The 13,668-nt window shown below is 63.7% G+C and carries 12 protein-coding genes; 11 read left to right on the forward strand and 1 reads right to left on the reverse strand.

The genetic code is table 11. The annotated features are described in order from the left end of the window. Positions 1–9 precede the first annotated feature (9 nt). Both L1081_RS24045 and L1081_RS24050 read left to right on the forward strand, forming a co-directional pair. On the forward strand, positions 10–297 hold the full coding sequence (locus L1081_RS24045) for a hypothetical protein (RefSeq protein WP_489414390.1): 288 nt from the start codon (positions 10–12) through the stop codon (positions 295–297). A gap of 892 nt (positions 298–1,189) precedes the next feature. After that, positions 1,190–1,462, forward strand: coding sequence for a hypothetical protein (locus L1081_RS24050; protein WP_489414391.1), 273 nt, complete (start codon positions 1,190–1,192; stop codon positions 1,460–1,462). Positions 1,463–1,544: 82 nt separating this feature from the next. Here L1081_RS24050 and L1081_RS24055 read toward each other — a convergent pair whose 3' ends face one another. Continuing rightward, positions 1,545–2,096 (reverse strand): hypothetical protein, encoded by a 552-nt coding sequence (locus tag L1081_RS24055; RefSeq protein ID WP_489414392.1) that lies wholly within the window; start codon positions 2,094–2,096, stop codon positions 1,545–1,547. A 177-nt stretch (positions 2,097–2,273) separates the two neighbouring features. Between L1081_RS24055 and L1081_RS24060 the strand changes: the two genes are divergently transcribed. From L1081_RS24060 to L1081_RS24100, 9 genes are all read left to right on the forward strand, one after another. After that, entirely contained in the window at positions 2,274–2,522 is a 249-nt protein-coding gene (locus L1081_RS24060) for a DUF6429 family protein (RefSeq protein ID WP_489414393.1), read from the forward strand. Between the two features lie 91 nt (positions 2,523–2,613). Further along, complete coding sequence (locus tag L1081_RS24065; RefSeq protein WP_489414394.1) at positions 2,614–2,961, forward strand: hypothetical protein; 348 nt, start codon at positions 2,614–2,616, stop codon at positions 2,959–2,961. 132 nt (positions 2,962–3,093) lie between these two features. Beyond that, positions 3,094–3,573 carry a T6SS immunity protein Tdi1 domain-containing protein gene (locus L1081_RS24070; RefSeq protein ID WP_489414395.1) on the forward strand — a complete coding sequence of 160 codons (480 nt, stop codon included), beginning with the start codon at positions 3,094–3,096 and terminating at the stop codon, positions 3,571–3,573. A 68-nt stretch (positions 3,574–3,641) separates the two neighbouring features. After that, a complete protein-coding gene (locus tag L1081_RS24075) occupies positions 3,642–3,953 on the forward strand; it encodes a DUF5076 domain-containing protein (RefSeq protein ID WP_489414396.1) in 312 nt (103 codons plus the stop codon). 168 nt (positions 3,954–4,121) lie between these two features. Beyond that, positions 4,122–4,682 carry an Imm42 family immunity protein gene (locus L1081_RS24080; protein WP_489414397.1) on the forward strand — a complete coding sequence of 187 codons (561 nt, stop codon included), beginning with the start codon at positions 4,122–4,124 and terminating at the stop codon, positions 4,680–4,682. 73 nt (positions 4,683–4,755) lie between these two features. Then, complete coding sequence (locus L1081_RS24085) at positions 4,756–4,980, forward strand: hypothetical protein (RefSeq protein ID WP_489414398.1); 225 nt, start codon at positions 4,756–4,758, stop codon at positions 4,978–4,980. A gap of 1,526 nt (positions 4,981–6,506) precedes the next feature. Further along, positions 6,507–7,634 carry a VWA domain-containing protein gene (locus L1081_RS24090; protein WP_489414399.1) on the forward strand — a complete coding sequence of 376 codons (1,128 nt, stop codon included), beginning with the start codon at positions 6,507–6,509 and terminating at the stop codon, positions 7,632–7,634. Next, positions 7,634–9,703, forward strand: coding sequence for a YehQ family protein (locus tag L1081_RS24095; protein ID WP_489414400.1), 2,070 nt, complete (start codon positions 7,634–7,636; stop codon positions 9,701–9,703). Before L1081_RS24090 ends, L1081_RS24095 begins: the two co-directional genes overlap by 1 nt. Positions 9,704–9,797: 94 nt before the next feature. Continuing rightward, complete coding sequence (locus L1081_RS24100; protein ID WP_489414401.1) at positions 9,798–13,625, forward strand: DUF4132 domain-containing protein; 3,828 nt, start codon at positions 9,798–9,800, stop codon at positions 13,623–13,625. Positions 13,626–13,668 lie beyond the last annotated feature (43 nt).

A 13,668-nucleotide genomic window follows, 5' to 3' on the forward strand; every position in this document is an offset into this window, starting at 1 on the left:
CTAAAGACGATGCAGACCCTGTTCACCATTGAAGACGTGTTCGACATTGCCGGCAGAGGCTGCGTCCTCGTTCCAGGGATTCCGTATTCTCTTGGACTGGACGTTAAGCCGGGACAAGCCCTGCTCATCGTGTCGCCTGAGGGCGCTCGAATGCAGACGCGAATCGCGGCCTTCGAGATGGTCAACAATCGGAGACGGCCGCTTGAATACGCTGCCTTCGCCGTATCGCGGGACGTGAAGAAGCAGGACCTGAAGATTGGCTCCGTGGTTTACCTCCTCGGCGAGGGGGACGTCTGACGGCCAGAAGCGGCCGGTCGGATCAACGGCTGAGAGCCGTCATCCAACGTAAAAGTGAGCGGTCTGCGCGGCATTTCGCGCAGGTCCGATCGACTGCCGAGTTAGAAGGGCAAATTAACGAGAGCTCCCTGCCATCTACTTTTTAGGGGGATTGCTAGATTTGCTAGGTTTGAGGGACGGTGTATTCCCTTCTGTGGTTTTGTTGTCACGGCGGCGCTGATCCGGTTTCCCTGTTGATTTTGCTATCGGCTTCGGTCCTGGTTTAAGTGCCATGAATGCTCTCCTTTGTGGTTTAAAAAATTGCAGTGTGCGCGTACCTTCTAACTTGGCTATAGGGGACAGCGCTGCTGTGTAACACCGCCACCTGTCTCCCTAACATCGGCGAATGGATCGCGGCCTGCAGCCCGCACGAGTGCTGGCTGAAGTCAAGGCGAAATGGATATTCGCTAACACTCCACGAAAAGCGGCACGCAGGGTCGGAGTCACTTTGCCTCACTTTGACCTTGAACGGCCGTGCGGGCGAGCGGGTTTTCACGTCTGGACGAAGATTCTGAGCGCCTGCTATCGGCATGCATCGGCGTCAGCTTCGGGCCCCTTCTCGCCGGTCTGGTGCCCGGCTACAGTCGGCCAGAAGCGGACATCACGGGAGAGCTAGATGCTTGGGGATATCTTTGTTTCGTCGCGTCGGGACGCATTGCGTTATGAAGGCCTCCTAGGGGGAGACCTGGTGGCCCCGCCGAGATTCGAGCTACTCGAATGGAAGGGCATCGCTGACGTGGACGTGTCTGTACTTTGGGCCACGCTTTTGAACGAGCGTTATGACCCTAGGCGACACCAGCTCCTTGATCTGGTTTTTCATTCGCACGAGACGACGTTCTTGGGGAAACTGCGAATGAAAGCCGCAATCCTGAAGGCGATGGCCAAGGACCTCATCGGTGGTGAAAGCGGAGCTACGTTTCTGTTTGCCTTTCCACCCGAGTTGGTCACTGCGCTGGCGCAATTGCCTGCAGAAAAAGTTTCGGGGATAGTCGACTGTTGGCTCCAAGCACTCGAGAAACATACTGATCAAACCCCGGAGTTCATCGAAGGCCTACACCAAATGCGCGGCCTCGCGACCATCGCCAAATCTCGTGACCGTTTGATTTACCTCCGGTTCGGCGTCTAGATCGCGATGTCCACGGTGGGCCTCTTCGCGACAGCAGCACGACCGGCTACAGTCGGCCAGAAGCTGACCTTGAACGTCGTCGTCAATCACAGGTGCCGTACTCGACTAGCAGGTCTCTCATGGCATCCTCGACGCCGTATCCGATGTTCTGGCTGACTTGACACACAGCATCCAGACGCTCCATGAGGAGGGGCCGCTCCGCATCCGGCAGTCTCGCAATGGCCTGCAACGCGTGCTCGAACATTCGCACTAACGCGATGAAGAAGCCCTCATCTTGCAGGCCGACTTCGGCGCTGAACCCTGACGCGCGCTCGCAGTAAAAGACCATCAGCTCTGCCAGTCCCTCTGGGTGGCCAATGGCCTTCTTGTAGCTCGCGATGCACTTCTTGGCCTCGGCGACGGACGCGTTCTGGTTCCGGAACATGTCGGGCCAGAGCCAACGGTTGAGGGTGACCTTGTACGGCGCCAGGACATCCTCGCCCAGCCCGAAACGGGCGTGAAGGAATACTTGGTTGTCCTTGTTGGCCGTGTACAGGTCATGCACCAGGCTAACCAGTCCATCGTGGTCAAACTGGGTCAGTCTGGCCTTGACGTCGCTCCAGGACGTGGTCTTCTTAGTCTTGCTTGCTTTCATCTCTGGGGCTGTCGGATTTGAAGCCTGTACGCCCTCTGCCGGGAAACCATGTTGGCTGGGCGAAGGCAAATTCCCAAAGTACCATCGTAAATTCGAACTACCGCCTTGCGGCGGCCGCGGCCAATCAGAGGCGGTGCCGTGCAAACGGTCCATTGTCGAACGTTGAGGGGCGATGTTATGAAATACGACATGCTCAAGGTCGAAGAGGCGCTTCTGGCGTTGCTCGGCGTCTTCGAGTTCGAGAACGGGCGCGTATGGAAGCGATATGACTTCGCAACCATGGACGGTCTACACGAAAAAGGGCTCATCACAGAGGCCCGCGGTAGGCAGGAGTCGGTCTACCTGACGGACGAGGGGCTGCGCCGCGCCAAGGAGCTCGCGGCCAAACACTTCGGGACCAACGGGGCGGCGCCAACGCGCCAATAGCTGCGGCAGAATCCGGCCAAGATCGGACATTTGGACTTAAGTCAGAATTCGCTCCAACTGGTGATCACCACAGCAGAGAAGGTCGAACGTCATGAGCGATTGCGTTGTCTTGTATCGCCCGACCGGGCCAGAGGAACTCGCCCTTGTTCGGGAGAGTGGATTTACCAAGTGGCCCCCCCGCCTGCCGGAGCAACCCATTTTTTACCCGGTGACCAACGAGCAGTACGCCGTTGACATTGCCAGTGACTGGAACGTCAAAGCCAGTGGGTACGGCTGTGTCACACGGTTCCACGTCCGAAAGGAGTTCATGGACCGTTACGAGATTCAGAAGGTCGGAGGCGTGAACCACACTGAATGGTGGATTCCCGCGGAAGAACTCGAGGAACTCAACGAAAACATCGTCGGACTGATCGAGGTAATTCGAGAATTCAAAGCCTGATGTGCAGGCAGGTCTCGGCCAGGAGCGGGCCTAGCGCAGGCCCGTCCATCCTGAACGCTGTACGCGGTGCCTCCCTCGACAACAGACCGGGTACATTTGCCTGCAAGCAGCCATTGACAGGATACGTCTCGCATGTCGGTCGCGTGGTCTTCGCTCACCTTTGCTCCTCCGCCTGAGGCTCTCCAAGAACTCAATGCGTCGTGGGGCTGGCTTCTTCGCGAGTCGTTCAAGCCAGTGCTCTTCTCGTCGCTCGGTGACGTGTTCATCGAGCCAGATTCCGGTGGCGTCTGGTGGCTGAACACCGGTACAGCCGAGCTGACACGGGTGGCCGACTCAGTCCCGCATTTCGAGAGCCTTCTGAGCTCAGAACTGGCGAACGAATGGTTCCTGCCGAACCTAGTCGGAAAGCTTCACGCCGCCGGCAAAGTGCCCGGACCTAGCGAGTGCTACACGTTCGTCACCCTACCGGTCTTCTGCGGAGGGAAATACGAGGTCGAGAACCTCAATCCCGTCCCGGCTCGCGAACACTACGGACTGACCGGTTCGATGCACAAGCAGCTGCGCGGCCTTCCGGACGGCGCACAGGTGCAAGTCAAGTTGAGCACGTCGTGACAAACCAGAGTGACCCGGCGGCCGACAGGATGCGGCGGGAAGCAGACACATAAATAGGACTGAATTGAATGAATGAGCGGCTGATTCCTGAGGCGGCGTATAGAGACAAAGATGCCGTTGAAATGCTGCGTGTCTGGATAGCTGAGAAGCGCCTTCATTGCTCAATCAAGGTGGGCATGTACGCCGAATCAACGTCGATTGATGAGGCTAAGGCTTGGGGCACCATCTTGGCCGATGCCGCGCGACACATCGCGAACGCCCTGCATGAGGGGTACGGCCAAGGTTCCGCGGATTCGTTGCAGAAGATTCAGGCCCAAATGAACGCAGAGTTAGATGCCCCCCGTTCACCGGCCGAAGGTAAATTCGTCAAGCGTCACTGACGTATCGGCCAAAGCCAGCAACGGGCCCATTCATGACGGCGGCGCAACCGCTACAGTCGGCCAAAAGCCGACCTTTCCCGGTGCGGCAGAATTCGTCCTCCGGGGCGGGCGCTCGGCGAGCGGCCAAATGGCTCCGGGATATTGAACCTCGCGAGGAAGCATCGACGTATGATTTTTGGGGAGAAGCGCGATTTCGCTATTGAGGCGATGGTCGAGCCGAACCTAGTGCTGCCTTCCTCGGTCTGGGGGCGAATGCGCGTATGGTGTGCCGGGGTACCGCTGGGCGATTTCTCCGAACCGTACTGTGGATTGCCCTGCGGCCAATTTAAGTCGCTCTGTCTGGACGTGCCAGAGCTCTGGGACCCAAAGTTCGAGGGGAAGAGCGACGAGGAACTGTTTAACCATCTGGATGCGGTCTTGTATGGCTTCAAGGACGGCGTTGAGGTGGCTGATGAGCGGACGCCCGAGGAATGTGAGGATGATGCTCGCGCATATTCGCGGTTCATCTTCCTCACCAACTGGGGCGAGATGTTCGATCGAGAAGGAAAATCATTCATCTTCTGCGCGGATGGCGATAGCGTGAACGTACTAAATCGCCCCATTGGATCGACGCAACTGCGGTCCCTGAGAACCTCAGCAGTTTCCGTCCAGGTAGCATGCTCGGAATTCATGATCTGGTTCGAGCAGGAGCTGACCAAGTTGCGTCCACCGTCCGACCTGCGCAACTAGGGGTGCGACGAAGGGCTACGGACGGCCAGAACCAGACGGTCGCAGGCGCGGTGAAATGACAAATAGAAGTTCCGTGAAGCTGAAAAACTCGTTCGCCACTGGTCTATCGATCATCGTGGAGCCGTGGGCAAATGAGTTTCAACTTCCGCCCGGTTCGGAATGCGAGGTCGTTTCTATCGGAGGAGCTGTAGATACCGAGATCCTCATTGAACTGGAGGCGCCCTCCACGCTTATCTTTTGGGTTAACACTCCCGGTGCTTTGTATGAGTACTGGCAAGACGGCAAGCGCATAGATTAGGTCGGCCAGGCCACAATTAGACGTTCCACCGCCCACAACAAACCCAAATGGCTAAGTTCTATCCTGGAGCAAAGTTCGATGCAGCAATGCACCTCGTCCACTGTGCCGTTGGATTGGGCCTAATCTCAGGGGCAGCTCTCGCCGCGTTCATTGGACAACTAGTCTTGGCAGGCATGCTGGCCGTTCTCGCTGGTGGCATGTTCCTGCGCTTCAAGCGAGGTCGGTTGCGCAAAGGTAAATGACCAGACCCCGAGCAAGTTATGCAACGACGACTCACAGTGCTTCTTATGCTGAGCGCCAGCCTCGGCTTCAGCATTTGCGCTCGAGCAGATTCACGAGCAGCGACCAAAGACTTAGTACTTTTTTTGCCGTCACCTCTTGGACCCGTTGAAGGCGAGAACGCCAAAGCAGTCGAGACCATTTCTGTCTTCTTGGAGCAACGGCGTTGTTCGGAGCTTGCTGCGGGCAGCGTGGTGGTGGACGTCGTCGGATTTGCCGCCGTCGGCTCTTCGGACCGAGAGGAGAGTGCCGCGCGGGTGCGAAGCCATACCGTGGGTGCTTACTTGACTTCTCATCTCCCGAGCTACGTTCGAATCTACCCACTAGGGCCAATCACGCCCTTTAAACAGAACAACCGGTGGGATGAACTTGCTTCGCGAACAGCCTTGCCCGGAGCAGTCATGGTCAGCGTCCGCTGCACTGGGGCTTTCTAAGTGCTTGCGGCGACTCTCTCGCAGATCGGCCTAGATTCGGCATCAGCAAAAGCCCGGGCGATTTAATCCATGTTGTTGCGCGAAACCGCGGGTGCTGAATCCAGCGTATTGCGCAGATCAACGGCCGCTTTGGAGCCTTCCGAAAGACGGCTTCGGGCCCGAACGAGACATTCCGGGCGCTCCAAAGCAGCCGCACGGCGAGCTGCAACTGCCGCTCGCTCGACAGTCCACGGCTACCCAAGGGAGATACCCTTGCCCACCATGCGTTTGTTGAACGCGTAAAGAGCCGGCATCTCGCCTTGCTAGCGCACGCTGTTTTGCACGCGGCCCGAAATGGGGCTGTAGTGGGCATCGAAGCCTTTGGTCATAGAGCCATCTGAATATGTGGGGGTGGGACGGCTCGGCGGACCTGCACACAAGCTTCGATGGCAGCTTTCAGGGTGGCGATTTCCTGTGGCCCCAACGCTGTTGGTGACGGCGGCACGCTCGGCGCCTTTGTCGCTTGCATTGCCTGCACTGTTTCAAGGGCAGCAACGGGTCGTACATGCCCGTCGCTGCCGCCGCTCCCGCAAATCGACGATCACTGTGTCGCCGCCGACTTCCGCGGTCTGGTATCGGCCGTCGGGCGAGGTGAATGCGTAGGCCGCCACTTGCCCGGACAGAGGTGCGATCAGTGCAACAGAAGGATGAAGCCTGGTCATGAGGAAAAGAGACGAGTAAGGCGTGAGCATGACGCGCGCTGCCGTCTGATAAGCTGCCGGCGCTCCTCTCCCCCGACTGTTCCTTCCACCCGTCCTTGCGAACACATTGCGCATGTCGTCCGAAGAAACCCTGCGCCGCTGGCGCCTGATCCTCGGCCGCTATGCGGCGCAACCCCTGTCGCAAACGCAGTTCTCGGCGGGCGACTGGAGGCTCGACCAGGCGCTCGAATATCTCTACGGCCGTGAATACGAAGGCCGCGGCCTGGCCAGGCCCAATGGCGGGCCGGGTTCGCTCGACCCGAGCCAGTTGCGCGCGGTCGACTGGCTCAACCGCTCGCGGAGTCTCTTTCCACAAGAGGTGTTCGAGCGCATGCAGACGCAGGCGATCGATCGCTACCAGCTGACCGACCTGCTCTCCGACCCGGCGGTGCTGCGCTCGCTCGACGCCACGCCCGGCCTCGCCAAGGCGCTGCTGGGCATGCGCGGGCGGCTGTCGGGCCAGATGCGCGACGCGGTGCGCGAGGTGATCCAGAAAACCGTCGACGAGATCACGCGCAAGCTCAGGAACGACTTTGTCAACGCGCTCGTCGGCCGGCGCAACCGCATGCGGCGCTCGCACATCAAGAGCGCGCAGAACTTCGATGCGCGCGCCACCATCGCGGCCAACCTCAAGCACTACGACGTGGAGCGCAGGCAAATCGTCATCGAGCATCCGCGCTTCAATGCGCGCGTGAAGCGCAACCTGCCCTGGGACGTGGTGCTTTGCGTCGACCAGAGCGGCTCGATGATGGATTCGGTGATCTACAGCGCCGTCATTGCCGGCATCATGAGCTCGCTGCCCGCGGTGCGCGTGAAGCTGGTGGTGTTCGACACCAGCGTGGTCGACCTCACGCACCTCGCGCACGATCCGGTCGAGGTGCTGCTCACGGTGCAGCTCGGCGGCGGTACCGACATCGGCCGTGCGGTGGCGTATTGCGAGTCGCTGGTGGGCAACCCGCAGCGCACGGTGTTCGCGCTCATCAGCGACTTCATGGAAGGCGCCGCGCCCGGGCCGCTCCTGGCCGCGGTGCAGCGCATGGCACAGTCGCGCGTCAAGCTGCTCGGGCTGGCCGCGCTGGACGAATCGGCCAACCCCGTGTACGACCGGCAAATGGCGCAGCGCCTGGTCGACAAGGGCATGCACGTTGCGGCCCTCACGCCCACGCATTTCGCGCAGTGGCTCGCGGAAGTGATGAACTGATGGCCTGGTACGACGGCTATCGCGCCTACGACGACGACACACTGGCCACGCTCGCCAACCCTGGCTTGCTTCGGCGCGCCGCAAAGGACGTGGAGGCGGGCAAGATCGCATGGGCAGAGCAGGGCACCGAAGCTGGGGTGGTGACGGCCGACGGCCAGCGCGTGCAGCTCGATGCACGCGGCCCGCAGCAGGCGCGCTGCGACTGCCCGGCACCGGGCATCTGCAAGCACATACTTGGCGCGGCGCTGTGGCTGCGTGCATTGGAGCCGGTCGCGCCAGGCCGGCCAGCCGGCGCGCCTTCGGACGAGCAGCAAGACAGACAGGCACCGCCCGGTGCCGACCCGCTCGCGGAAATCCTCGCGCTCGATGCGGCGGCGCTTTTCAAGGCCGCGGGGGTGGCTGCCGTGCGCCGCGCCGCCGCCGCCGCCAGCAGCGTTGTCGAATGGCGGGGACAGGGCGGCGCGCTCGTCATGGACTTGCCCGAGCTCGGCGCCTCGTGCCGCTGGGTGGCGGGCGCGGGCTACGCGGGCATGGTGTCCGAGGTGCCTGCCGCGGAACGCAAGGCGGTGCACCTGATCGCCATTGCCGCGCTGCGCAGCGCGCACGGGCAGCCCTTCGCATGGCCCGAGAGCGCGCGGCCTGCGCCGGTCGAAGACACCGTGCGCCTCGGCGAGCGGGAGCGTGCGTTCCTGCTGCAGGTTGAGTCGATGCTGGAAGAGCTGCTGACAGGCGGCCTCTCGCACGTGAGCGAGTTGACGTCGGCGCGCCTCCTGGCACTCAACATGTCCGCGCGCGGCGAAGGCTTGCCGCGCCTGGCCGCCTTGCTGCGCAACCTTGGCGGCACGGTCGACCTGCTGGTGCGGCGCGACCACCGCGCCGAGGAGCGCGACGCCTTCGCGTTCATGGCGCGCATCCATGCACTGTGCGCTGCGCTCGCGCGGGCCGAGGGCGAACTCGCCGTGGCACTGCGCGGCCGGCTCAAGCGCGACTTCGACGAATCGGCCGCTCTCGACCTGCTGCCGCTCGGTGCCCACTGGTGGCAGACGCGCGGCGGCGCGCGCGGGCTCACCGTGGCGTTCTGGGACCTGGCGGGTGCGCGCGTGCTGCAGGCCTCGCTCGCACGGCCCGACGGAAGCGACGCCGCCTTCACGCGCAGCAGCGCATGGTCCGCCAGCGCGCTGTGGTCCGGCGCGGGCGCCGCGCAGAGCGTGTGCGAAGCGGCCCTGCGCCTCGAACACCCCCGCCTCGCCGAAGACGGCCGGCTGGCGCTCGGCGGCGCCACGCGTGCCCAGCCCCTGCCTGCGTGGACGGCCGACGACCCGCGCCTGAAGTCGATCGGCTGCGGCAACTGGTCCGAACTCGGCGAGGGCCTGCGCGCCGCCACCGGCCTTGCGGCCGAGCCTTTCGATGCAGTGCTGCTGCGGCCTTCGGACACGCGCCCGCCCGTGCTCGACGAAGCACAGCAGCGCCTCGACTGGCTGGTGCAGGACGATGCGGGCCAATGGCTGCGGCTTGGCATCCCCGTTGGCCCGGAGCACCGGCAGCGCATCGACAACCTCGACCGCCTCGCCGCGCGCCGTGCCCCAGTGCATGCGGTGCTGGTGCGTATCGAGCGCTCTGCCGCGAGCACCGAACTCATGCCCATCGCCGTGCTGAGCAGCAACGCGAAGAAGGCGCTGCAAACGGTGTCGCTCGACTTTGCCGACGAGGTTGCGCGCACCACGTCGCTCGCCAACCGCATCCTGCGCATGCTCGAGGCACGGCAGCAGCAGCGGCAGGCGGCGCCCGTGGGTGCGCCCACGCTGGCGGCGCGCCTGCTCGCTCCCCTGACAGAAGTGACCGAGACGCAGGCCGCCACCGGGCGCATGGCATTGACGGCGGCGCAGCGGCAGCGCCTGCACGATGCACTCGACCGCGCAAGCTCTGTCGGCCTGGAGGTGCTGTCGAGTGCGCTGCGTGCGCACCTCGCTGCGCCGGCTGCGGTGCCGTTGCTGAAGCTGGGCTTTCTGTGCCAGTTGCTTGGCGAGCTCGACGGCTTGCCGGAGCAAAGGAAAGCGCAGCCGGCTTAGAACCTTTGACTTCAGTTGTTTCTGCAGGCCGCGAACTGGCCGAAGCGTCACGTCCAACTGCCAAAATCAGCGCCCAGGAGAACGAGGAGAACGCATGGGATTTCTGGACAAGATCTTGGGTGCCGTCACGGGCAGCGCCGGCACCGCAGCCGCCAACGGCTTGACGCGCGAGCAGGCGCAGCTGTTGAAGCAGGCCTTCGAGCCGCTCGAAAAAGCAGGCAAGGAGCTGCCCCAAAAGGGCGCCGCGTTCCTGGTCGACGGCACGCAGGAAACCGTGCTGCTCGACCTGCAGGCTGCCAAGTCCTTCGAGCCTGGGCAACTGCTCGGAGCCCCCGGCCGCCTGCGTTGGGGTTTCAGCAATCACCAGAACAAGGCGCTGGAGAAGATCGGCAACCAGAGCCTCGAGCAGCGCGGGCGCTTCTACGCCAGCGTGGATGCCAGTGCTCCTGCGCTCGACGTGCTGGTGCGACTGGGCAAGCTGCTTGCTGCAGCCGACGGCGGACAGTCGCTCGAGCATCCCGGCGCGCCGGTGCCCGACTGGCTTCAGTACCTCATCAACGACGCGGTGTTCGCGAGCTTCAACAAGAGCAGCTCCAGCAACGCTGCCGAGCGCGATCTCGCCAAGCACCGGCCCGCGTGGAACGTGCATCTCATTGCGGCCTTGCTCGCGCACGAAGGACTCGATCCGCATATCGCCCTGCAAGAGGTCTTCGAGCGCAAGGGACTGGACAGCTGGTACCACGACCGGCTCGACGGCCTGGTCGAGGCCCCTGCCGTCGCCGACTACATGCGCAGCCAGCGCGATGCCACCGAGGCGTTGCCCGCAAAGCTGTCGGCCGCGGGCCGCGTTCTGCTGGCCAGGCGCATCGGCAAGGACAAGGCGCTTTTGAACGACTTTGCGCCGCTGTTCCTGCGCTTGGCCATCGACGGCAGCAAGACGGTGCGCGCCGAGGCGACGCCGCACCTCGAGGGCATTGCCGAGGCGCAGCGGCTCGAACTCCTGGGGCAACTGCTGAAAGACGGCGACACCACCCAGCGCACGCAGGCCGCCGAACTGCTTGCGCGCCTGCCGGGTGACGCCGCGCGCGCGTTGCTCGACGTGGCGGCCGGCACCGAGACCAGCAAGGCCGTGCAGCAGGCCATCCGCTCGGCCATGTCGCGGCTCGACGCCGCGGGCGACGCGGGCGAGCTCGAGTTGCCCGAGCCGCCGGCCTGGCGACCCTTCGAGGACGTTCCGCTTGGTGAAGAGGCGGTGCAGTTGCTCATTGCCAACCGCATCGAGCTGCTCGAGAAGAACCGCGTCGCGGCCGAGGCCGAGATCGAGGAGAACAAGGCCTCCAAGCAGATCTACAGGTACAAGTGGCGCCAGGACAACTACGCCGCCCACAGGAAGCTCACCGACGAGGACATGCGCGTGGCCGTGCGCGTGCTCAACGGGCAGGGCAGCAAGAACGATCAGAACCGCGCGAAGAACGGCCAGCTGCAGCAGGTCGTGGGATTCGGCAATCGCCTGCAGTCGATGCCGGGGTTCGGCATGCCGCACCTGATCCGCTGGCTGGCCGTGTCGCGCCACTGGACCAGCTTCTGGTTCGACGACGGCTTTCACAAGTGGCTCGGGCGCCAGCCCGTGGGCTCGGTCGACCTGCGCGCGCTGGCCGAGCTGCTCAAGCGCTCCGGCATGCCGATCGACGATGTGGCCCACACCGCGCTCTTTCAATACTGGAACCAGGCCTCGGCGGTCGACGTGCTGCCGGCCGACCGCGTGTGGCCCTTCTTCGCGGAGCACCCCGAGTACATCGACGAAGGCCTGGGCCTTGTCGCGCCGCCAAAGCGCGAAGGCCGCCAGACCCAGCTCGACCTGAACGCCACGCTGCGCACGCTGGCGGTCTTTCCGACCGTGCAGGCACGTTGGCTGCCGCGGGTCATGGAATTGGCGCTCGGCGAAGGCAAGACGCACCGCGCAGCCGCGCAGAAGGCACTGTCGATGCTGCCCGACATCGGCCGGCGCGTGGTCGAGTCGCTCGGCGCCACCAAGAGCGAGGTGCGCATCGAGGCCGCCAACTGGCTGGCCGAGCTCAAGTACGCCGAGGCCGTGCCCGCCATTACCAAGGCGCTCGAGAAGGAAACCCGCGAGACCGTTCGCGCGGCCTACCTCACGGCGCTCGAGGCGCTGGGCGACGACATCTCCGCGCGCCTTGCACCGGCGATTCTTCTGGCCGAGGCGAAGAAGGGCCTGAAGGCCAAGCCCCCGGCGGGCCTTGCGTGGTTCTCTCTCGACGCGCTGCCCGCCTGCAAATGGCTGGACGGCAGCCCGGTAGAACCCGAGATCGTGCGCTGGTGGGTGGTGCTCGCCTGCAAGCTCAAGGAGCCGGGCGGCAACGCGCTGCTCACGCGCTACCTCGGCCTGCTCGATGCAGCCGGCCGCCAGGCCGTCGGCAGCCTGGTGCTGCGCCAGTTCATTGCACACGACACGCGCCACCCCACGCTCGACGAAGGCATTGCGCATGCCAATGCCCATGCACCGCAGCGCTATCAGGGCAACCAGCAGCGCTACCAGAACGCGAAGGCCGAGCACAAGCAGTACTACGAAGCCGACTTCCAGAAGACGCAGGAGCAGGTCTTCGAGGAGTGCAAGCGCGAGAAGATGAGCGAATACCTCGGCAGCGCGATCGGCGAAAAAGGCACTCTTGCCCTGACCGCCCATGCGCCGGGGCACGAGGTCGTCACGTTGCTGCAGCAGTACATGCGCGACCACTACCAGCGCCGCTCGCAGATCGAAGCCATGCTCGAAGGCGTGGCACCGGGCAACGACCCGGTGGTGATCCAGCTGCTGCTGGGCATATCGCGCCGCTACCGCACCGCCTCGGTCCAGGAGAAGGCGCGCGCGCTGGTGCAGCAGATTGCCGACCGCAACGGCTGGACGCAGGACCAGCTGGCCGACCGCACCATTCCCACCGCGGGCCTGGACGACACCGGCAAGCTCGAACTTGCCTACGGCGACCGCATCTTCACCATGGTGCTCGACGCCGCGATGAAGCCCGAACTGCGCAACCCGGAAGGCAAGATCGTCAAAGCCCTGCCCGAGCCGCGCCAGAACGACGACCCCGTGCTCATCAAGGATGCGAAGGCCCAGTTCTCGACCAGCAAGAAAGAGCTCAAGCAGGTCATCGACCTGCAGACCGCGCGCCTGTTCGAAGCCATGTGCACCGGCCGTATCTGGCCGCAGGCCGAGTGGCGCGAATACCTGCACCGGCACCCGATTGCCGGGCGGCTGATACAGCGGCTCGTGTGGCTCGAACTGGATGCGGAAGGCGCGGTGCGCGGCAGCTTCCGGCCCACCGAGGACGGCAGCCTGATCGACACGCAGGACGACGAGGTCGAGCTTGCGGCTGACAGCCAGCTGCGCCTGGGCCACGCCTCGCTGGTCGACGAAGGCACGGCGGCCGCGTGGAACAAGCACTTCACGGACTACAAGCTGGTGCCGCTCTTCGCGCAGATGACGCGCAAGCCGCCGGCGGTTGCGTTCATCGACGACAAGGGCCAGCCGGTGAGCGAAATCAACGACCGGTTGGGCTGGATCAGCGACACCTTCACGCTGCGCGGCAGCTTTGCCAAGCTCGGCTACCAGCGCGCGCAGGCCGAGGACGGCGGCTTCTTCTATCAGTACACCAAGGAGTTTTCGTCGGCCGGCGTGCGCGTGGCGATCGAGTTCTCGGGCAACACCCTGCCGGAGGAGAACGTGCCCGCGGCACTCAAGACGCTGGGCTTCGAGGACATGAAGACCCGCGGCTACAGCGACCGGGCGCTGCCGCTGTCGAGCGTGCCGCCGGTGCTCCTGGCCGAGGCCTATGCCGACTACCTGGCCATTGCCCAGGCCTGCGCCGGGTTCGACGCGGGCTGGGAAAAGAAGATGCCGTGGTAAGCGCGCCGCGCCGACCCGCAGAAAAACCAGCAGCAACATCATC

This window comes from Variovorax sp. MSC1_012, from assembly GCF_023667525.1.
Lineage (GTDB): Bacteria > Pseudomonadota > Gammaproteobacteria > Burkholderiales > Burkholderiaceae_C > Variovorax > Variovorax beijingensis_B.

Coding starts and splice junctions, on each gene's coding strand:
- L1081_RS24045 (WP_489414390.1), top strand. CDS start 10: ATGCAGACCCTGTTCACCATTGAAGACGTGTTCGACATTGCCGGCAGA.
- L1081_RS24050 (WP_489414391.1), top strand. CDS start 1,190: ATGAAAGCCGCAATCCTGAAGGCGATGGCCAAGGACCTCATCGGTGGT.
- L1081_RS24055 (WP_489414392.1), bottom strand. CDS start 2,096: ATGAAAGCAAGCAAGACTAAGAAGACCACGTCCTGGAGCGACGTCAAG.
- L1081_RS24060 (WP_489414393.1), top strand. CDS start 2,274: ATGAAATACGACATGCTCAAGGTCGAAGAGGCGCTTCTGGCGTTGCTC.
- L1081_RS24065 (WP_489414394.1), top strand. CDS start 2,614: ATGAGCGATTGCGTTGTCTTGTATCGCCCGACCGGGCCAGAGGAACTC.
- L1081_RS24070 (WP_489414395.1), top strand. CDS start 3,094: ATGTCGGTCGCGTGGTCTTCGCTCACCTTTGCTCCTCCGCCTGAGGCT.
- L1081_RS24075 (WP_489414396.1), top strand. CDS start 3,642: ATGAATGAGCGGCTGATTCCTGAGGCGGCGTATAGAGACAAAGATGCC.
- L1081_RS24080 (WP_489414397.1), top strand. CDS start 4,122: ATGATTTTTGGGGAGAAGCGCGATTTCGCTATTGAGGCGATGGTCGAG.
- L1081_RS24090 (WP_489414399.1), top strand. CDS start 6,507: ATGTCGTCCGAAGAAACCCTGCGCCGCTGGCGCCTGATCCTCGGCCGC.
- L1081_RS24095 (WP_489414400.1), top strand. CDS start 7,634: ATGGCCTGGTACGACGGCTATCGCGCCTACGACGACGACACACTGGCC.
- L1081_RS24100 (WP_489414401.1), top strand. CDS start 9,798: ATGGGATTTCTGGACAAGATCTTGGGTGCCGTCACGGGCAGCGCCGGC.